This window comes from Zoogloea sp. (genome assembly GCF_017302315.1).
Classification (GTDB): domain Bacteria; phylum Pseudomonadota; class Gammaproteobacteria; order Burkholderiales; family Rhodocyclaceae; genus Zoogloea.
Window position 1 is genome coordinate 38165 of sequence record NZ_JAFLDT010000016.1, and the last position, 20216, is coordinate 58380.

The 20216-nt window shown below is 64.6% G+C and carries 14 protein-coding genes and 1 pseudogene; 3 read left to right on the forward strand and 12 right to left on the reverse strand.

Features of this window, described 5'->3' with window-relative positions; all coding sequences use genetic code 11:
- Positions 1-68: 68 nt before the first annotated feature.
- Together J0L98_RS07565 and J0L98_RS07570 are read left to right on the forward strand one after the other, a co-directional pair.
- The gene (locus J0L98_RS07565; protein WP_296411035.1) at positions 69-2963 is read left to right on the forward strand and encodes an EAL domain-containing protein; all 2895 of its coding nucleotides are present in this window, start codon (positions 69-71) and stop codon (positions 2961-2963) included.
- Between the two features lie 43 nt (positions 2964-3006).
- Positions 3007-3747: an SDR family oxidoreductase gene (locus J0L98_RS07570; protein WP_296411036.1), complete on the forward strand. Its 741-nt coding sequence runs from the start codon at positions 3007-3009 to the stop codon at positions 3745-3747.
- Between the two features lie 17 nt (positions 3748-3764).
- On the opposite strand, the gene ppnN is transcribed toward J0L98_RS07570, so the two are convergent.
- The 5 genes from ppnN to J0L98_RS07595 all read right to left on the reverse strand — a co-directional run bounded on the left by ppnN (position 3765) and on the right by J0L98_RS07595 (position 10678).
- Positions 3765-5141: a nucleotide 5'-monophosphate nucleosidase PpnN gene (gene ppnN, locus J0L98_RS07575; RefSeq protein ID WP_296411037.1), complete on the reverse strand. Its 1377-nt coding sequence runs from the start codon at positions 5139-5141 to the stop codon at positions 3765-3767.
- Positions 5142-5783: 642 nt separating this feature from the next.
- Positions 5784-7058 (reverse strand): hypothetical protein, encoded by a 1275-nt coding sequence (locus J0L98_RS07580; protein WP_296411038.1) that lies wholly within the window; start codon positions 7056-7058, stop codon positions 5784-5786.
- Entirely contained in the window at positions 7051-8199 is a 1149-nt protein-coding gene (locus tag J0L98_RS07585) for a YbdK family carboxylate-amine ligase (RefSeq protein WP_296411039.1), read from the reverse strand. The genes J0L98_RS07580 and J0L98_RS07585 overlap by 8 nt, the downstream gene beginning before the upstream one ends.
- The gene (locus tag J0L98_RS07590) at positions 8196-9407 is read right to left on the reverse strand and encodes a cation:proton antiporter (protein ID WP_296411040.1); all 1212 of its coding nucleotides are present in this window, start codon (positions 9405-9407) and stop codon (positions 8196-8198) included. Before J0L98_RS07590 ends, J0L98_RS07585 begins: the two co-directional genes overlap by 4 nt.
- A gap of 41 nt (positions 9408-9448) precedes the next feature.
- Entirely contained in the window at positions 9449-10678 is a 1230-nt protein-coding gene (locus tag J0L98_RS07595) for a cation:proton antiporter (protein ID WP_296411041.1), read from the reverse strand.
- A 119-nt stretch (positions 10679-10797) separates the two neighbouring features.
- Here J0L98_RS07595 and J0L98_RS07600 point away from each other — a divergent pair, with 119 nt between their 5' ends.
- Complete coding sequence (locus J0L98_RS07600; protein WP_296411042.1) at positions 10798-11580, forward strand: type 1 glutamine amidotransferase; 783 nt, start codon at positions 10798-10800, stop codon at positions 11578-11580.
- A 331-nt stretch (positions 11581-11911) separates the two neighbouring features.
- Here the strand turns inward: J0L98_RS07600 and J0L98_RS07605 are convergent, their stop codons facing one another.
- The 7 genes and pseudogenes from J0L98_RS07605 to J0L98_RS07635 all read right to left on the reverse strand — a co-directional run.
- Positions 11912-13219: a DUF1329 domain-containing protein gene (locus J0L98_RS07605; RefSeq protein ID WP_296411043.1), complete on the reverse strand. Its 1308-nt coding sequence runs from the start codon at positions 13217-13219 to the stop codon at positions 11912-11914.
- Positions 13220-13236: 17 nt separating this feature from the next.
- Entirely contained in the window at positions 13237-15234 is a 1998-nt protein-coding gene (locus J0L98_RS07610; RefSeq protein ID WP_296411044.1) for a DUF1302 family protein, read from the reverse strand.
- 79 nt (positions 15235-15313) lie between these two features.
- Entirely contained in the window at positions 15314-17701 is a 2388-nt protein-coding gene (locus J0L98_RS07615) for an MMPL family transporter (RefSeq protein WP_296411045.1), read from the reverse strand.
- Between the two features lie 8 nt (positions 17702-17709).
- Complete coding sequence (locus J0L98_RS07620; protein WP_296411046.1) at positions 17710-18711, reverse strand: YCF48-related protein; 1002 nt, start codon at positions 18709-18711, stop codon at positions 17710-17712.
- Between the two features lie 132 nt (positions 18712-18843).
- Positions 18844-19143: a 2-hydroxymuconate tautomerase gene (locus J0L98_RS07625; protein ID WP_296403531.1), complete on the reverse strand. Its 300-nt coding sequence runs from the start codon at positions 19141-19143 to the stop codon at positions 18844-18846.
- On the reverse strand, positions 19052-19840 hold the full coding sequence (dmpH, locus tag J0L98_RS07630) for a 2-oxo-3-hexenedioate decarboxylase (protein WP_296411047.1): 789 nt from the start codon (positions 19838-19840) through the stop codon (positions 19052-19054). The genes J0L98_RS07625 and dmpH overlap by 92 nt, the downstream gene beginning before the upstream one ends.
- Positions 19837-20216: pseudogene (locus J0L98_RS07635) on the reverse strand (4-hydroxy-2-oxovalerate aldolase); the annotation flags it as partial. The gene dmpH and the pseudogene J0L98_RS07635, both read right to left, overlap by 4 nt.

Consider the following 20216-nt stretch of genomic DNA (forward strand, 5'->3'; position numbering starts at 1 on the left):
GATCACGCCGTTACCCGGATCAGGGTGGAGTCTTCCCGCCCGCAGCCCCGCAGCCAGCCCGGACCGCCATGAAACTCTCCGTCACCGACCGGACACTGCCCCGCTACCACCTTGTCGGGACACTGCTCGTCGTCCTGGCTCTCTCCCTTGCCCTTGGTGCCAGCTTTCTGTGGACATCCTACGCGGAACACCGGGATGCCCTCGTCCGCCTGGAGAAGAACTTCGAGAGCAAGAAGCAGGAACGCCTGCGGGCCGAGATGGCCTCGGCCATCGCCTATCTCGACTTTGTGCACTCGCGTTCCGAAGCCGTCCTGCGCCACGCCCTCGAAGAAAAGGTGTCCATGGCCATGCAGACGGCACAGGGAATCTATGACCGGGAGCATGGGCGCCGCCCCGAGGCCGAGGTCAAGCGCATGATCATCGACGCCCTCCGCCCCCAGCGCTTCTTCGACGGACGTGGCTACTTCTTCATTGATGACAGCGTGGGGCGCTGCATCCTTCTGCCCACAGCCCCGGACCTGGAGGGAAGCTCCCTCTGGAACAACCAGGATGATACCGGGCACTACATCGTGCGCGGCTTGCTGGAGGCGGCGCGCAGCGGCAAGGAGGGCGGGTTCTCGAGCTACCGCTGGTACTCACCGGTGGATGCCACCCGGATGACGGACAAACTCGCCCATGTCCGTCTCTTCGCACCCTATGGCTGGATCATCGGCACCGGGGATTACCTCTATCGCTGGGAGGAAACACGGCTCAGGGAGGGGCTGGACCGCCTGCGCGCCTGGAATTTTGGCGATACCGGGCATTTCATGGTGATGAACAATGACGGAAATCTGTTGCTCCAGCCAATCGCGGGACGGGGTGTCGACGAGCTGAAACTCGGCAAGGTCGGTTCGCCCGCCGAAGACCACATCCGCCAGGACATGCTCAAGCTGGCACGGGCCGGCGGCGGGCTGCTCAATTATTCAGCGCCGCACCGCGCCGAGGGTGGGTCGGATACCCGTTCGGCCTATGTGATGGCTTATAGTCCGTGGAAGATCATCGTGATCGCCAGCATCTTTGAGCAGGAGATGCAGTCCGCCCTGGCTGCAGAACGGAACGCCGCCGCCGTTGCCTTGTCCGGCCGTGTTCCCTATCTGCTGGTTGTGGTGGCCGCCACCGTGGGCGTGGCGCTCGCCGCCTCCCTGCTGTTCTCCAACTGGATGCGCAGACTGTTCGCGGCTTACCACGAAAAGCTCGAGGCCCATACCCAGACCCTTGAAGCACAGGCTGGCGAGTTGCGCCTGGCGGGGCATGTGTTCGAGAGCAGTCGCGAGGGCATCATCGTCACCGACCCCCATACCCGGATTCTCGCGGTCAATCCGGCCTTCACCCAGATCACCGGTTACACCGCAGCCGAGGTGCTGGGTCAGACCCCTGCATTCCTCGCTTCTGGCGATCACGACGCGGACTTCTACAACGCCATGTGGAAGTCGATCCGCGAAACCGGCTCATGGACAGGCGAAATCCGCAATCGCCGCAAGGACGGCACTGCCTACCCGGAGCAGATCAGCATCGGCACGGTACGCGGTCCGGCCGGCGACGTCCGCCACTATGTGGGCACCTTCCTCGACATCACCGAACGCAAGGAAGCCGAGCAGCGTATCCGTCACCTCGCCGAGTTCGACGCCCTCACCCAGCTCCCCAACCGGGTGCTCTTGGGCGACCGGGTGGCTCAGGCCATCGCACTTGCTCAGCGAAGTGGTGAACAACTGGCCGTGCTGTTCATCGACCTGGACCGTTTCAAGAACATCAATGACTCCCTGGGCCATGCCATGGGCGACCGGATTCTTCAGGAAGTGGCCAGTCGCCTGCATCGTCTCGTGCGTCAGACCGACACGGTCAGCCGTCTCGGCGGCGACGAGTTCGTGGTGCTGATCACCGGGCTGGAACATCCTGGCTACGCGGTGACCACCGCCCAGAAGATCCTCTCCACCCTCGGCGAACCCTATCTGATCGACAAGCACGAACTGCAGATCACCCCGAGCATCGGCGTTGCCATGTATCCGACCAACGGTACCGACACGGAGACCCTGCTCAAGAACGCCGATGCGGCCATGTATCACGCCAAGAATTCGGGACGCAACGACTTCCAGTTCTTCACCCCCGAATTCAACCAATGGGTCACCGAACGCCTGCGCATCGAGAATGGCCTGCGCCACGCCATCGAACGCAATGAAATGCATCTGCACTACCAGCCCCAGGTGGACCTGGCGAGCGGCCGTATCGTCAGTTGCGAAGCCCTGCTGCGCTGGCAGGCTGCGGATGGAACCCTGATCCCACCCGACAGCTTCATCCCCGTTGCTGAAGAAACGGGAGCCATCCACACCATCGGTCAATGGGTGCTGGACGAAGCCTGTCGTCAGCTCCGGCAGTGGGATAGGGAGGGTGCCGCCCCGATCCGCATGGCGATCAACGTGGCCGTTCCCCAGCTACGTCGTCAGGATTTCATCACCCATGTCAGGGAAGCCCTTGCGCGCCATGGGCTGCCCCCGGGCCGCCTTGAAATTGAAGTGACCGAAAGTGTCTTCCTGGACCTGGACAGCCAGATCGGCCAGACGCTGCGCAGCCTTGCCGATCTGGGCGTAATCCTGTCCCTGGACGATTTCGGAACGGGCTACTCGAGCCTGTCCTACCTCAAGCACTTCCGCTTCGACGTGCTCAAGATCGATCGTTCCTTCGTGTCGGAACTGCACTGCAACCGGGACGATGTGACCCTGATCCGCGCCATCGTCAGCATCGCCCGGGACATGTCCCTGATCACCGTGGCCGAGGGCATCGAAACGGCCGAACAGCAGCGCATGCTCACCGAGCTGGGCTGTAGCGTCGGTCAGGGCCACCATTTCTGGCTCCCGCTGCCCGCCGCCGAACTGGCCATGCAAATCCGCCGTGCTGCGCCCGCAGCGGCGCATGCCACGACGGGCTGAGCGGGCGTACCATCGCCAGCCATTCCAGCCCAGGGGCTTCATCATGATCAAGGCTATCGTCACCGGTCACAGCGCAGGCCTCGGTGCTGCGCTGACCGCCGAACTGCTCGGTCGGGGCATTCCCGTCCTTGGACTGTCCCGGCGCGCCCTCCCACTTCAGGCAGACGCCGGCGCGGACGCCCTGCAACAGCACGCCCTCGACCTTTCCAGCCTGCCGGCCCTGGGTGTCTGGCTGGCTGGCCAGGCGCTCGCCCACTTCCTGGCCGACGCCCGCCACGCCCTGCTCATCAACAACGCCGGAACGCTGCAACCCGTCGGCCCCTGTGGCGGGCAGGATGCTGAAGAGATTGCGGCGGCCGTGCAGCTCAACCTGGGTGCCCCGCTGCTGTTGGCCAATGCCTTCGTGGCGGCCAGCACCCACTGCCCCGAGCGCCGCATTCTGCACGTTTCGAGCGGCGCGGGCCGCAACGCCTACGCGGGCTGGGGCATCTACTGCGCCACCAAGGCCGGGCTTGACCAACACGCCCGGGCCACCGCCCTCGACCGCCTGCCCGGGCTGCGCATCGCCAGCCTCGCACCCGGAGTCATCGACACCGCCATGCAGGCGGAGGTGCGGGCCAGCGACCCGGCCGGCTTTCCCCAACAGGCCCGTTTTGCTGCGCTCAAGGCCGAAGGCCAGCTCACGCCCCCCGCCGACGCCGCTCGCCGCCTGGTGGACTGCCTGCTTGACGCATCCTTCGGTGACGAGCCGGCCGACGACCTGCGCAATCGGGCCGCGCAGTAGCCCCTGCTCGCAAGCGCTCAGCTTCCAGCGACGATCCGGTAACAGGGGTTGTAGACCTTGCCAGGCAGCTTCATGCGCCCCTGGGCCACAAAGGACGCCATCAGCTCATCCATCGGCCCCATGATCTCGGGTTCGCCGGCAATCTCGAAGGGGCCGTGCTTCTCGATCTCACGGATGCCTTCATCCTTGACGTTACCGGCCACCACCCCCGAAAAAGCACGGCGCAGGTTGGCCGCGAGCAAGTGGGTCGGCTGGCGACGGTGCAAGGTGAGATTGCGCATGCGCTCATGGGTCGGCCGGAAGGGCTGCTGAAACTCGTGCTCGATCTTCAGCAGCCAGTTGAAGTAATACGCATCCCGCTGCTCCTTGCGGAAATCGCGCACCTGCAGGATGCCTGCCGTGATTTCCTGGGCCACCGCCTCGGGGTCATCAATGATGATCCTGTAGCGCTGGCGGGCCGCCTCGCCCAGGGTCTGGGCGATGAAGCGGTCGATGCGCAGAAAATACTCCTGGGCGCTGCGCGGGCCGGTGAACACCAGCGGGAAAGGCAGCCCTGCATTGTCCGGGTGGAGCAGGATGCCCAGGATGTAAAGGATCTCCTCCGCCGTGCCGACGCCCCCCGGAAAGACCACGATGCCATGGCCGGTGCGCACGAAGGCCTCAAGACGCTTCTCCACGTCCGGCAGGATCACCAGCTCGTTCACCACCGGATTGGGCGCCTCCGCCGCAATGATGCCGGGCTCGGTGAAGCCCAGGTAGCGCCCGTTGTTGATGCGCTGGGTGGCGTGGGCCAGGGCGGCGCCTTTCATCGGGCCCTTCATGGCTCCCGGGCCGCAACCGGTGCACACGTTCAGGCCACGCAGGCCGAGTTGGTACCCCACCAGTTTGGTGTATTCGTACTCCTCCTGCTTGATCGAGTGGCCGCCCCAGCACACCACCACGTTGGGCTGGGTAATGGGTTGGAGCACATTGGCGTTACGCAGGATGTGAAAGACGGCGTCCGTCACCCCTTCCGAGGTAGAGTAGTCGAAGCGCGCGCTGCCGCTGATCTCGGTGCTGGCGTAAACAACATCGCGCAGTACGGCCACCAGATGTTCCTGGATGCCACGGATCATCTCCCCATCCACGAAGGCACTGGCCGGCGCACCGGTGATGTCGAGCTTGATGCCCCGCGCCCGCTGCTGGATCTGGATATCAAAGCTGTGATAACGCTCGAGCAACTCCTTGCCGTCATCAAGCTCGTTGCCGCAGTTGAGCACGGCCAGCGAACAGTTACGGTAAAGGGTACGAAGCCCGCCGCCGCTCTGATCGGAAAGCTTGGCCGCTTCGGCCCGGGACAGGACCTCCAGACGCCCTGTGGGGGAAACCTGTGCATCGACGATTTTATAGTCCATGGTTGCAACTCTCTCTTGTCTGGTCCGCAAAAGGCAATAGAGCGGTGATTGCTGCCTACGCCAACCGTGCCGTACTGCCAACACCGGGCAACGCGGCATCAGCATAACGTCCGCGGCGTCGCGCGCCACTAAAAACGCGGGATTCTCCGGACATTATTGGGGTATCGCGCTCGTAACCGGCGGAAGTGCCAGGCCAATGGATCTTGTAACGCAATCCGGCCGGCCCGTAGCGCTTGGCGTCGGCCGGGTCGAAATCAGCGTGGTAACGATTCCTGACGACGGAATCGCTGAGCAGCGCTTGGGTCTCGGATTCCTCCGGATGTTAGTGCAGGCAACCCCGCACGCGGGCCGGGTGGATCTATCCTGCACCGGAACGGAGTGTCCCGACCCGGCAATCTACCAGATGCGGAACATTGCCCCTACGCCAACGATAGACGACATCGCGGCGACGGCCCCCTTATCGGAGCTTAGGGCGGGTGTTGGCTGTCTCGGTGGCACCTGAACAGCCAGAACGCGAATAAGCGGGGACAGAAGTGTGCGTGACAGGGCAGTCGTTAAAGGCCGATTTTCACGGAAAGCATGTCTATGGGCACTATCGACCCATCGACCGGCCGACGACGCGTTACACCAAGTTTGCAGGCTTCAAGACCCCTCTCTCGCCCCACCGGTATGCACTAACGCATCCCACGTCCGTCGGAGACTCGCCATCAGCAGCGGCGAGCTGCGCTCCGGGTGGGTAGCGTAGATCGCCACCACGGTGGCGTGATCAAAGTCGATGTATAGACTCGTTCCGAAGGCACCAAGAATGGCTGTTCTGCGCCCCGCCCCCCCGGGGTGGACAAAGCGGTATTGCCAGCTACCGTCCTCCCCGAGACCTCGCCAGGGGGCCGGCAAGCCATGGGCAGACGAGCCGACGCCGGCGACAGTTTCGACGAACCAAGCAGGAACCAGCGAGTGTCTTCCCGGGCGTGCCCGAACCTCCAGCAGCCCCTGTCCGAGGGCGGCAAAGTCCCGCAGACTAAGGGCCAGACCATCCGCCAGAGGCGTACCTCGCCCATCGCTGGCCCAGAAGGCAGCATCCTGCGCCCGGATGCCGGACTGGAGTTCGCAAAGCAGCTGACTTGCGGGCTTCTTGGTGGTCTTCTCAGCCACCCACAACAAGAGCTCGTTTTCCGCTCCGGAGGGCGGATCGCTAACGGGTAGTGTGCTGCGGGGCCAGGGGCTCCGGCCTGCCAGCCAGGCCCGGACACCAACGCTGCCACCGGGCACCCACCCCGCTTCCTTGCGCCATCGGGTCCGCTCCTCGTCAGTCCATTCAAACCCGGTCCGGCCATGCAGCAAGCGGGTAAGGGAGAGCTTGCCCAGCCCCTTGTTGCCGCCCAGTTCAGGGAGCACTCGATCCATCGCCTTGCGCCGGTCCACCAAACCCTCAGCCGAGGCCTTGACCACCATCATTGCCAAGATGGGGTGAGTGGCCTCCAGGAGTAGCCGCGGAGCGCCAGGATCGAACCCGGTACGCCGATAGTCCAGCACTACCCTACCCCGTCTTAGAACCAGCACGCCGTCCGCATCGATACGGTTCTCAAGCACATACCGAAGACTGCGCGCAGCCCCGTCGGCGGGATCCTTGACCTGCATTCGGTCCATGTCGATCAGTCGGGCAGGCGATGTCCTGCGCTCGGTAGGCGTGGGGGGATCGATCCAGCTTCCGGGCATGAAGCTGGCCGGATGGGCCAGCCCGAAGCGCAAGTTGCCCGGACGCAGCCAGTCCTCTGCGCCAACAACAGACTGCCCCTCCAGGGGCGGGGGCAAACTGCGCTGGATACGACAGGACGTCTCCGCTGCCAGCAGTGGAAGGGCTGCACACAAGACGCAGCCAGGAATAAAGCGGAGCAGGCTGGTAGCGAGATCAGTCATGGCGGTGATAGCGGGAGGGTTTGGCAAAGTGCTCGGAGGCCGCCCGGGTAAGCTCGTTCAGGCTGCCGACACTGCGGGCCAGCCCACGCAGCAGGCGGGCGTCGCTCTGCCGACTTTCGACCTGTCGGCGCAGGGCTTCGATCTGCCTGTTGCAGCCCAGATCCCGGGCATCCTCCATCAGACTGTCCAGGAGCTCGGCGAGGGCCTTTGCGATGGGTCGTTTGCAGCGTGCCAGGGGGTCGGCAAGCTCGGCGTCGAAGCCAAAGCGGCAAGCCTGAAACTTGTTGTAGCGTGCAACCAGGCTCTGCAGCGGCGGATCGATGGGCGGGCGCTTGCGTAGCAACCAGCGGACCAGACTCTGGGCAAAGGCAGCCAGCTCAGTGGCCCGGTCCACCGTGAGGGGCGTGTCACAGACCCTAACCTCGACGGTGCCATACTCCGGCTTGGGCCGCACGTCCCAATACAGATCCTTGATGCTCTCGGCCACGCCGCAGGCCTGCAGCACCGCCATGTGCTCGAGGAAGGCCGCCCAGTCGCGCACGTCCGGCGCCTGCCCCGACAGGGGAAAGGCCGACACGGCGTTGAGCCGCGCCGAATCGAAGGCCGTATCCGCTCCATCCACATAGGGCGACGACGCGGACAGCACCACAAAGTGCGGGACGTACATGTTGAGGGCGTGGGTCAGCCAGATCGCTTCGTCCCCGGAGGTGACGCCGATGTGGATGTGCTGACCAAACACCGTGAACTGCTTGCTCAGGTATCCATAGCGCTCGTTGAGGAATGCAAAGCGCTCGCCCGGGCAGATCCGGCGTTCCGGCCAACGGTGGAAGGCGTGGGTGCCGCCTCCGCAGATGACCACGTTGTTGCGCCGACAATGCTCGACCAGCAGCTCTCGCAGCCCCTCCAGGTCGGTGGCGATGGCGGTCACGTCCTGTCGCGGATGGGTATTCACCTCAATCATGCTTTCGGTGATTTCCAGCTTCACATCTCCACAGCTGCCGTTGTGATGCAGGCTACCAAGCAGATCGGTGGCGGCCCGGGTCAGGTCGTAGTCCCGCGGCGAGACCAGTTGCAGTTCCAGCTCCACCCCCAGGGTGAGGGGCCGACTGGAGGCAAAGGGAAGGTTGGCGAAGGCGTTCATGGAGGCGGCACACGGTTGGGAAGGGCTGCCTCGCCGCCCAGGACAAAGGCCCGGCGACATAGCTGCGGCCCGATGAACTCCATCAACGCCGCAGCCAGCAGGGGTAACAACAAAGCCTGGACGCTGACTTCGGGGTAGAAGGCTGCCAGCTCCGCGGCCATGAAAACGGCGGTTGCCGACAGGGGTTGCACGCCCAGGCCCAACAAACGGCGACGTTGCGCCGACAAGTCCTCCCGCCCGGTGGCCATCACTCCGATGAACTTGGCGAGCCCGCGCACAACCAGCAGTCCAATCGCCTGCAGGAGCATCAGCCCGGTAGCCTGACCGAGGGGCAACATGGCACCGGTCACCACGAAGAGCACGATGGCCAGGATCCAGTGCCCCTGGGGCAGGCTGGTGTAGGCCAGAACCCGGTTCCGGTCGAGCTGCCCCACTGCCACCCCCATCAAGAACAGGCTCAGAAAGACCGGCACCGCCCCCATGCGGGCGAGCCCGATGGCCAGCAGGGCCGCTGCCACCAGCACAAAGACCTGACCAGCACCGCCCGTCTCCAAACGGGCCGCCAGCCCCAGCGCAAGACGCGCGCACAGCAAGGCGATCAACACGCCTCCGCCCAGCACCCAGATCGGGTGAATGAAAGCGTTGAGCCCGTCCCCCGATTCTTCAGCGTGGATCAGGCCCAGCACCAAGGCGAACACCACGAAGGCCAGGGCACAACTGATGGCCGTGAGCAACAGCGTGCGTTGCGTCACCTGCCCCTGGGCGCGGCACTCCTCGGCGGTCAGCAGCACCACCGCCGGAGCCGAGGTCATGGTGATGGCGGCGGTGGCCGCGCTCCACGCCGGGCTCAAACCCACAACCGCCAACGAGAAGACAAAAACGCCTGCAAAGGCCAGGCCTGATTCGGCCGCCGCGGTACGCAGCAGGCCCGGATTGGCCCGTAGCCAGCCCAGATCCAGGTTGCGCCCGGTTTCCAGCAGGAGCAAGCCCAGGGCTGCATCGGCCACCGGTCGCGCCAGGGCCAGCGTCTCGCCATCGAGCCAGTTCAGTGCCCCGGGCCCGGCAAGGGCCCCGGCCAGCACGTAGCCGACAATGCGCGACAGACCTGCCACACGGTACAGGCCTTCTCCCGCCAACAGCCCCGCAACAAGCAACAAGGCCATCAGGGCCAACGGGTCGGCCTGTTCGGGCATGGGCGGGAGAAACATGAGTCTGTCCTGCAGAGACTCCCAGAAAGCGCGCACGCTGCTCATCGGCGGATCAACCCCCTGCCCACGCCCAGTCTTGGCACGTAACGACGGGCCTCACCAAAGCCGCGTATCGCCGCCTGGGTGCATAAGGGCCCGAGTAGCTGCATCAGGGCTATCGCCCCCAGCAGAGTGCCGCTCAGCACTGGCCCGATCCCGCCATCGAGGGCACCAGCGTCCCCCAACAGTACGAGGGCAACACTGGACATGGGCAGAAGCCCCACGGCGGTCCAGGCCGCCTCCCGACGGGGCAGCCCGAAGGTCGGGCCTGCCAGCTGCAGGGCCAGCCCCCGGGCGAGGAAGCGCGTCAGCACAAACGCTAGCACCGTTGACCAATGGGTCCGCAGGAAGGCCAGATCAAGCGCCGCACCCGCCAGCACGAAGGTCACCACCAGAAAGACCCGAGCGTCTGACGCGATGCGGATGGCCACCACCTCCCGCGCCCGATCCAGCACGCGCACCCCCACCCCAAAGGCCAGCAGGCTCATCAGCGGCGACATCTCGACACTCAGGGGCACGCCGGTCCCCACAACAATCAAGCCGAGCAGCATCAGGTGTTGATGCTCGACTTGCGGCCCCAGCCAGCGCGCCCCCTGGCGCGCGGCAAAGGCCAGCCCTGCTCCGAGCACGACCGACAAGCCGATACTGGCTACCGCATGCCCGTAGCCGGGCATGGCCTCCGTTGCCCCACTCTCTGCCAGCGAAGGCAGGATCAGATCAATGGCCGCAAAGGCAAGGCAACCGTTCAAGGCCACCAGCCCGAACAGGCGACTGGTCAGCGGCCCATCCCCACCCACGTCACTACTGGTTGCAATGGTGATCGCCGGTGAAGTGGAGACCGCGATGGCTGCGGCAAAAGCGCCTCCCGCAGCGCCGAAGCCCAGACCGATCATGACGAGCATTACCAAGACAAAGACGACCGCCGATTCGATCAAGCCCAGGGCGATCAGCTGCGGATCCAGCCGCCCGCCTTCAAACGGAACCCGCTGCCCGAGCTCGAAGAGGATCAGACCCAGGGCGGGATATATGAAGAACTGGGCAGAACCCAACACGTAGGGATCAATCCATCCCAGCCCGCTCTGGCCCAGCACGAGGCCACACAGTACATAGCCCGTGGTTCGGGGCAGATTTAACAGGCGCCGACTCAGTTCGCCACTGGTCAGCCCGCCCAGCAGGCAAAGGCCGAACAGCAGCAAGGGCGAAAGCACGAGATCCTCAAAGATGGGGGACATGGAAGATTTGGCTTAATTATATTTGTATCAATATAATTTAAAGCAATACATAAAGGCAAGACGAGGGCTGCGGTGCTTTCCCGTGCCCCCTCTTTCCCAACCCCGACGACGGAGGCGCCATGAGCAGAACCAAGACCATTCGCATCGGCCTGTCGGCCCGTCTGTTTCACCCCCGTGACGGCGCCGTCGGCATCGAGTCCAAGACCCTTCAGGTTCTCGAACAGTCCATCGCCCAGTGGGTCATGGCCCGGGACGTGATGGTGCTGATGGTGCCCTCCATCCTTAAGGACGGGCCCATTCACCGCAGCAACATCCGCCTGCGGGATTACGCCGGCTTTCTGGACGGGCTGGTGCTCCAGGGCGGCGCCGACGTGAGCCCTGAAGCCTACGGCGAAGCCCCGCTGCGCGAAGAATGGGCCGGTGACCGGGTGCGGGACGCCTACGAGATGGAGCTGCTCCACGAGTTCGTAGAGGCCGGCAAGCCGGTCCTGGGGATCTGCCGAGGCATGCAGCTCATCAATGTGGCCTTTGGCGGATCGCTCTACCAGGACATTCCCAGTCAGTTCGTCGACGCAGCCCGCCATGAGGCGGATGCCTACGACCGCCATAGCCACCCGGTACACTTCGCCGAACGGGGGCGCTTTGCCCACTGGTTTGGTTCTGCTGAGGGTGGTCAGGTGGTGTCCATCCATCACCAGTGCGTGCGCAGTCTGGGCCGGGACATGGTGGTTGAAGGGCTGTCCCGCGATGACGGAATAATCGAGGCGATTCGCCACACCAGCCATCCGTTTGTGGTGGGTGTGCAGTGGCATCCGGAGTTTCACACCCCGGGGCGGAACACGTTGCTGGACTGTACGCCCCTGCTGGAGGCATTCCTAAGTGCTGCGCGGCTATGCCGCTGAAGGCGCTGACTCTCACCAGCCCCGACGAGTCTTGCGCGGCCCCCGGTCGATCCGGCTCGGCTTTCTCGCCTTCACGCTCGCCGACACGTGCCGGCACACGCGAGGGCTGCTACCCATCGTGCAGCCAATGACTTGCTCCGCGCATTGACCGAGCGGCCAGGGCCAGGGCGACGCTCTACGATCCGGTCACGCGGCAGTTGATTGCATCTACGCTCGTGAGCTTGTATCAGTGCGAATTGACGCTCTGCGGCGATCCCGCAGCGGGCGCCCCAATGACAACGGCCGGTGAATCGCTTCACCGGCCGTTGTACTTCAACATTTCAGATCAGGCTCAGTCGCCGCCGCGCATGTACTGCACCTGGAACATGGAAGGCGGGTTCAGCTTGGGATCGACCTGGCCCTTGAACTGGCCGGTGGTGCAGTGCTTGCTTTGCACGTCCACCATCGAGAAGGCGTCGTCGATGCCGATGCCGGAGCCCTTGTTGATGGGCAGGTGGCTGTCCGGATGGGACTTGCCGACCATGAAGACCTTCCACAGCTCGCCCTTGCGGTCGTAGATCTCGTTGGCGCCGTTGAGGTTGCCGAGCTGGGCGTCCATATAGAAGACGCGCTTGCTGACCGGGTGGTTGGCGTTGACCGGCGCGGCCTCCAGCACGTACACCTTGCGCAGCTGCCAGGTGCCTTCATGGAAGCAGCCGCCCTGCCCGCCGAAGTTCACGTACTTGTAGCCGTCGGACTCGGCCGGCATGTCGGCGGCCAGCTTCAGCTCGTTGTGGTTCCACATGGGCAGGATCACGTTCTTGGTGCCTTTGTAGGTCCACTTCATGTCCGAGATGCGGCCGTTGTAGCCTTCGAAGTCTTCGATCATCAGATCGGAGCCGAGGAAGGCATCGGTGGTCTGCCCGGTTGCCAGACGGCGCACGCGACGCTGGAAGCCCAGGTAGAGGTAGGCATCGTCAAGCTTCTGGTCATCCTCGTAGCGCTGGATCAGGAGCTGGGTGTTCTTCAGATCCTGCGGATCCAGGGCCTTCACGTAGATGGCGCGGAAGAGCTCGGACGGATTCGGCGTCACTTCGGGCACCGGCGCATCCTTCACCCGGTGCTTGAAGTTGAGGAAGTGGAAATTGAACTTGATGGTCTTTTCCACCTGGCCGCTCTGCATGTTGCGGTACTTCCAGTAGAACGGGGAGATGGCGGCGCCGTCACCCCAGTTCACCCCGTACTTGTAGTTCCAGGCCAGCTTCTCGCCGGCGCGGGGGTCTTTGGCATCGGGCTCTTCCACGAAGGGCCGGCCAGCCACATAGCCTTCGATGTCGCCATTCTTGGGACCCAGCTTGGCCTTGCCCAGGTTCTTGCGGGTCGCCTCGATGTAAGCCTTCGAGAGCTCGAACTGGGTGGTCGGGCCCACCTTGATCTCGAACTGGCCTTCCTTGAGCAGCTTGAACACCCCGGCCGGAATGGCGTCCTTGAACTGGTCGGCATTGGCCTTGTTGATCACGGTGCCCGCGTTGAGGCCGGCTACTTTCGGAAAGCCACCCTTGTATGGATTGAAGGTGTTTTCCACGTCGGCCTCGGTAGCGGCCTGGACAGCGCCGGCGGCAAACAGGGCCAGCGTGGTGGCGATGATGGTCTTCTTCATTGTCGATGTCTCCTCGATCAGAATTTGTAGCGCATGGTCAGGAAGATTTCGTCTTCCCGGATGGCGGAGCCGATGGGGCCGGCACGGAAGCGGCCCAGGGGTTCCATGCCGGAGAGGCCGCGGGAGTAGGCCACCATCGGGTCGCCCGGATAGGTGCCGGCCGTGAAGGGAGCGAAGGGGTTGCACGAGCGGCAGTCGTCAAAGGAATTGCCCCCGTTGGAGCCGCCCTTGAAGTTGGCACCGAAGGTGAACTTGAGCTTGTCGGTGGTGCTCCATTCCAGCGCCGGAGCGATGGCATGGGTGCGGGAGCGGAAGTCCCGGGCGATGATGAGTTGCGGGCTGATGCGGTCGCCCGCCAGGAAGCCCTTCATCAGCAGGGTGCCGATCACGTTGTCCTTGAAGTCGGGAATGCCCCGCTCGCCGACGCCGCCGTTCTCACGCTCGTGGTCGAAGATGTGCTGCCAGAACAACTGGGCCGAGAACAGGGTGGTGCGGTGGGGATTGATCCACGACACGAAGGTCGGCCGGTCCACCCCGATCACGCTGCGCCACACCCGGTTCTTCGAGTAGAGCTGCTCCCGGTTGGTATTCGCAAACTCCTCACCCCAGGTCATGGCGCCCTCGAAGCGGAAGGCGGCTCCCAGCGCTTCTGACTGGAAGTCCAGCGAACCGCCCAACAGGTTCACCCGCGGAAACTCCATGTCGAAGGAGATCAGGTAGGGCCAGGCGTTCTGGTATTGCCCGGTGAAGGAGTTGGTGGCGCGCTTGCCCCCATGGAGCGACGGCAGCTGGGAACGGTAATGCAGGGCGTTCAGGGAGAAGTTCAGCCCGCCCATGGTCACGCCTTCAAACTTGGCGCCGATCTGGGTGTTGGCCAGGCTCCACTTGGGCAGGTTCACATTGGCGATGCCGATCTGGCCCGGGCCGAAGTTGGTGGCCAGGTAGGTGTCGGGGCCGACGTTGGCAAAGTTGGACACCGTGCCGCCGTAGTCCCACAGGGTGCGCATGCCGCGGAAGAAGCAGCCGGCATCCAGGGCCACGTTGGCCGTGCCGCACTGGCCCAGGTTGTTGGCCCGGAACTGGTCCACGTTCCAGATCAGCTGCAGGTTGCGGTCCTGCATGGATTCGGACGCGCCCATGCGCCATTCGGCCTGGGCGATCCACATGGGGATGCGGATGTCCTGCAGCTCGTCGTAGATGTTGTTGCGCGAGTAATCGACGGGGTTGATCACGTCGAGCACGCGGAACAGGTCGGTGCGGCCCCACACCACCTGCTGCTTGCCCAGCTTCAGGAAGAGCTCCTGGCCGCCGCCGATGTCGAAGCTGTTCTTGACGTAGGCTTCGCGGAGGAAATCAAGGCGGCTGTTGAACTCCGGAAACTCCAGGTCGCTGGTGCTCTTGTCGCCATAGCCACCGAAGTCGGTACAGCCGCGCTTGTCCACGTTGCAGGGGCGCACCGGCGTGGCAAAGGCCACGCCGCCGTTCACCTTGTGCCAGCGATCCCCCAGCACACGCAGGCCTTCGTTGGGGCTGTTGGGGTAGGCATCCATGAACGCATTGTTCGCGGAACCGGGATAGCCCAGGCCCGCCACCGCCGTATAGCCCAGCGGGCCGGCCGGGGAGGTGCTGCCCCAGGGTACGTCGGTCAGGTTGCCGCCAAGGGTGCTCTGGGCGCCGATGGAGCCGCCCGCATCCTCGCCGTACTGGCCCTTGTTCATGCGGTACACGCCATCCCAGCTACCGCGCAGGACGCTATGGAAGACCCAGCCGCCCGAGAGCTTCTTGTCGGCTTCCACCTGCAGGGTGTTGCGGAACTTGGACAGGCCGACCACCTTGCCCGTGTCATCGCGGCCACGGAAGGCGGTGTGGTTCTCGTAGTAGGTGTCCACCTGCCACGGTTCGCTGGAGCTGCCCATGTCGGGCAGGTTGTCCTGGGCGAAGGCCGGCAAGGCGGCCGCCACGGCCAGGGCGGTGAGGCTGAGCGCCGGTGTCTTCCGGCTTGATCTGTTTTTCATGGTGTCTCCTCCTTGGTTGTGTCGATTGCGGCCGTCACCCGGCCGCCCTCCCTTGAATCGCGCGTTGATACCTCCTTGATCAGGTTTCCAGCACGCCGTCCTCGTCGTAATGGGCGGCCGTGACGAACTTGGGTTTGAAGACCACGCACCAGGACGGCACGATCAGCACCGCGGCGATGGCATTGACGATGAGCATGAAAGACAGGAGCACGGCGGCGTCCGACTGGAAGCGCAGGTCGGACATGAAAATCCACATCACCACGCCCGCAATCAGGGTCACGGCGGTGAAGGACACCGCGTAGCCCGTGGTGGCCACGGCGCGGATCACCGCCTGCTTGATGTCCTGCAGCACTGCGAACTCCTCGCGGATGCGGTCCATGAAATACACCGCGTAGTCGATGCCCACCCCCACACCCACGGCGATCACCGGCACGGTGTTGACGTTGATGCCGATGCCGGCTGCACCCATGTAGGCGTAGGTCATCAGGGTGGCAAAGAGCATGGGCAGGACCATCAGCCAGCCCGCGTGGACCGAGCTGTAATAGACCATCACCAGCAGGAAGGCGATGATCATCACGGTGGGGATGATGATCATGTGGTCGGTGTGCAGGGCCTGGTTACCCGCCGCCGTCACGCCCACGATGCCGCCGCCCAGCTCGATGTGGATGCCTTTGACCTCGGCCTCGAGCTTCTTCTTGCCCTCTTCGGCCAGGGCCACCACCCGGTTGATGGTGTCGGCCTGGTGGTCCTTGTAGTAAAAGACCATGTTCGCCTCGTTCTCGTCGGCGTTCACGAACTCCTTCAGGGCGCCGGGAATCGGGCTGGCGGCCATGTAGGCGAACATCAGGCCGCCCACCTCGTCGGCCGTGTCGGGCACCTGCATCCAGCGCGGGTCGTCGTTGTGGGTGAGCTTGTTGACCACCCGCAGCACACCGGGAATGGCCTTGGCGCCGCCCAGGGTCGGGTCGGACAGCATGTGGGCCTGGAAGCGCTCGATGGCGGCCATCACCTCGGGACGCTTGATGCCGCCCTTCTCATCGGTGCGCATCAAGACGTGCAGCTCTTCCGAGCCGGGGAAGCGCGTGTTGATGGCCTTGGTGGACACGTTGTAGTCGTGATGGGTGTGGAGCAGCGGCGAGCCCGGTTCCGACTCACCCAGCTGCACCTTGCCCACGAAGTACAGGCCGCCGACGGCGCCGATCAGGGTCAGCAGCAGGATGCTGCGAGCGCCGCCGTCGGTACCTCCGGTGCGGGCCATGGCCGCGCCCAGGAAGTTGCGCACCCCTTCGTTGGCATTCACGGTGTTCTTCGGGGCCGGCAGCACGGTGAGGGCCAGGGGCACCATGAAGTGCACCGTGAAGATCACCGAGAAACCCCAGAAGCCCGCCGCCACACCTAGCTTGTGGTTGAAGGGCGCAGCCCCCAGCACCAGCACGGCAATCCCCACCGCGTCGATGATGATGGCGAGGGAACCCGGCCGGAACAGGGCATCCAGCGCATTGCGCGCCGCCTTCTTGCCGTTCTTCACGACGGCCAGCTCCTCGTAATAGCGCACGACCAGCTGCACTCCGTGGGAGGTGGCGCGGGCAGCGATGAGGAAGGGGATGGGTAGGGACAGGGGCTCCAGGTTGATACCCATCACCGCCATGAAGCCCAGCCCCCAGATGGTGGACAGGGCAATCCCAAGCAGCGGCAAGGCGATGCCGTAGAAACGCCGGAAGTACACGATCAGCAGCACGGTGATCAGGGCCAGGGTCCAGGCCAGGATCTCGACGATCTGGTTGAGGTAGGTGTACACCCAGCCGGTGAGCACCGGGTTGCCGGTGACATGAATGGTATGGCCTGGCACGCTCAGGGACTCACGGACCTTCTGCAGCGCCTCGAAGGTCTTCGGGTAGTCGATGTCCGCCTCGTTGAGCTGGGCCTTGATCAGCGCTGCCTTCAGGTCCGGCGAAACCAGCAGGCCGAAGATCGTCGGATTGGCGATCACGTCCTTCTTGAGCTGCTCCAGCTCGGCCACGGTGCGGGTGGTCTTGGCCGGGTCGTAGTAGGACTCGGACGCAAAGCCCCCCTGCTCGTCCAGGAAGATCTTGCGAGCAGTGCGGTGGGTCAGGCTGGAGACGAGGTTGTGGTTCACCCCGGGCAGGTTGTCCACGCCCTGGGTGGCCTGGTGGATCAGGGCCAGGGTCTCGTCGTTGAAGATGGTGCCCTTCTCCACTTCCACCGCCATCACGATCATGTTGGCGCCGCCGAAATTCTCCTTCAGGCGGTTGTAGGTCTGGATGTAGGGGTGGTTCTGGGGCAGCAGGTCGGCGAAGTCGGAATAGATCCGCAGCTTCGGCAGGGCCGCACCAAACAGTGTGGTGATGACCAGGATGAGGGCAAGGACGATCTTCGGGTTGGCGAAGATCCACTCTTCCGCCCGGTGCAGGGCGTGGGTGATGCGGTGGCGGGTTTGGCTGACCATGATGCGTCTCAGTGGGCCGCAAGGGCCGGTGATGCGGAGGAAGCCTGGGCGGCCTGGGTGCCGATCACGCGCAGCAGGCCACCCGGGCCGCCAACGATGATGGCGTGCTGTTCGGGCAGGGATGCGCCTGCGCCGAGAAAGACCGGCGCCGCGTCCGGATAGGGCACAGTGCGCCAGGTGTCACCTTCCAGACGCGCCACAACACCGCCGGCACCGACGCCGTGGGGCACACCCTCGTGCATGAACAGCCGATACAGCGGGGACCGGCTGGCATTGGTCTGGCGCGTCCAGGTCTGGCCGCCGTCGCTGGTGTGCAGGATCTGCCCGGCAATACCGCTGGCCCAGCCCCGCGCAGGAGTGGTGAACAGGGCCGCGTAGGGATAGAACTCCTCGGGCATCGGCGGCTGGCGTGTCCACGTGGCGCCGCCATCCCGGGTCACGGCCACCAGACCGAACTCGCCGGTGGCGAAACCGACTGTTTCGTCAACCATCTGGATGCCCGTGAGCTGGGCGTCCTCAGCCAGATCGGTCACCGTCCAGGTGGTACCCGCATCGACGCTCACGGCCAGGGTAGCGCCGGTGCCGGCCACCCACCAACGGCCCTTGGCATCACAAGTAATGGCGAGAGGCGTGCGCGGCTTGTCAATGGAGACAGCCTTCCAGCCGGCCCCGGCAGCGTCGCTGCTCCACACCTTGCGAAAGAAATCCACCGCCACGAAGCGCCCGTCCGGGCAGGCGGCGATGCCGATCAGGGAACTCCCCCCCAGCATTTCCCGCTTCCAGCTACGACCGTTGTCGGCGGACACCAGCACCGCTCCGCTTTGGGTGCCGGCCACGACGATTTTGCCGTTGCTGGCCAGGGCCTGGGTCGTGTCGTAACGCTGTACCGGGCGGGCCGCCTCGGCCGTCACCGCCGAAAGGTCGGCCTGGGCCGTGCAAGCAGCGAGGCCGGCAGCCCCCGCCGCAATGAATGCCACGCTCAGGGCGCGGCATATCTGTGTCTTGTTCACTGGGTCTCCTCCAGTCTTTCTGTTTTTCTGGCGCAAAGCCGCCCTGCTCCATGGCCTTGGCCTGGAGTTCTCATAGGGGCGCATTCGTTGGCCCGCGGGAGGACTTACCTCACCCCGCGGGCCCGGGTGTTGTCAGCGGCCCAGATCCTTGGCGCTGACCCCGGCGATACCCCAGTTCTCCTTGGGAACATCGTGAATCCACACCCGGACGTTCTCCTTGGGGGCGCCCACGGCTTCGTGCAGGGCCTGGGTGACTTTCTCGATGACCGCCCGCTTCTGTTCCTCGGTGCGTCCTTCGATCATGTAGATCTGTGCAAACGGCATGTTCTTCTCCCTGGATTTACTTGAAGCGGACCGACACGGAGCCCATGCCCTGGACCCGCAGCGTGATGCTGTCGCCGGGCGCCACGGCCACGGCTTCGGTAATGCCACCGGAGAGGATCAGCGCCCCGGCGGGAATCTCCTCGCCCCGGGCACCCAGATGGTTGGCCAGCATGGCGATGGCGGCAGCCGGATGGCCCAGCACCGCCGCGCCGGCACCGAAGGCCACCGGTTCGCCGTTTTTCTCCATCACGATGCCCACGGTGCGCAGATCCACTTCGCTCACCGGCAGGGGCTGGCCGCCGATCACGAAGCGGGCCGACGAGGTGTTGTCGGCGATGACGCTCTTCAGATCGAACTTGAAGTCGCGATAGCGGGAGTCGATGATCTCCATGCCGGGGATCACGAAATCGGTGGCCGCCAGTACGGCACCAATGTGGCAGCCCGGCCCCTTGAGGGCGCGCTTCATGACGAAGGCGATTTCGGGTTCGATCTTGGGATGGATGAGTTCCGAAACCTTCACCTCGCCACCGTCAGGCACCGAGCCGTAGTCGGTGATGAAGCCGAAACACGGGGTCTCAACGCCCATCTGCTTCATCTTGGCGTAGGAGGTCAGGCCAGCCTTGAGGCCGACGATGCGGGTACCACGCGCAAGCTTGCGCGCCCTGATGCTGTCCTGGATGGCGTAGGCGTCCTCCCAGTCCATGTCGGGAAACTCGTCGGTGATCTTCGGGGTGTCCCGGGCTTCGAGCTCGCAGGTCTCCAGGTGCTCGGCGAGCCGGGCGATGGTGGCTTGATCGAGTTTCATGCCAGTACCCCCCGGGCCCTGGCCATGGAGATGGCCGTGTCCTCGATCATGTCCTCCTGCCCGCCCACCATGCCACGGCGGCCCAGCTCCACCAGGATGTCCCGGGCCGGCACGCCGTACTTCACCGAGGCGCGCTTGGCGAAGAGCAGGAAGGAGCCATACACGCCAGCGTAGCCCAGGGTCAGGGCGTCCCGGTCGATGCGGATCGGGAAGTCCATGATGGGCACCACCAGGTCTTCGGCCACGTCAGTGATCTTCGCCACATCCACGCCGGTCTGGATACCCATCAGGTCGGCCACGGCGATGAAGACTTCCATCGGGGTGTTGCCGGCCCCGGCGCCCAGGCCGGCAGCGGCGGCGTCGATGCGCGTGGCGC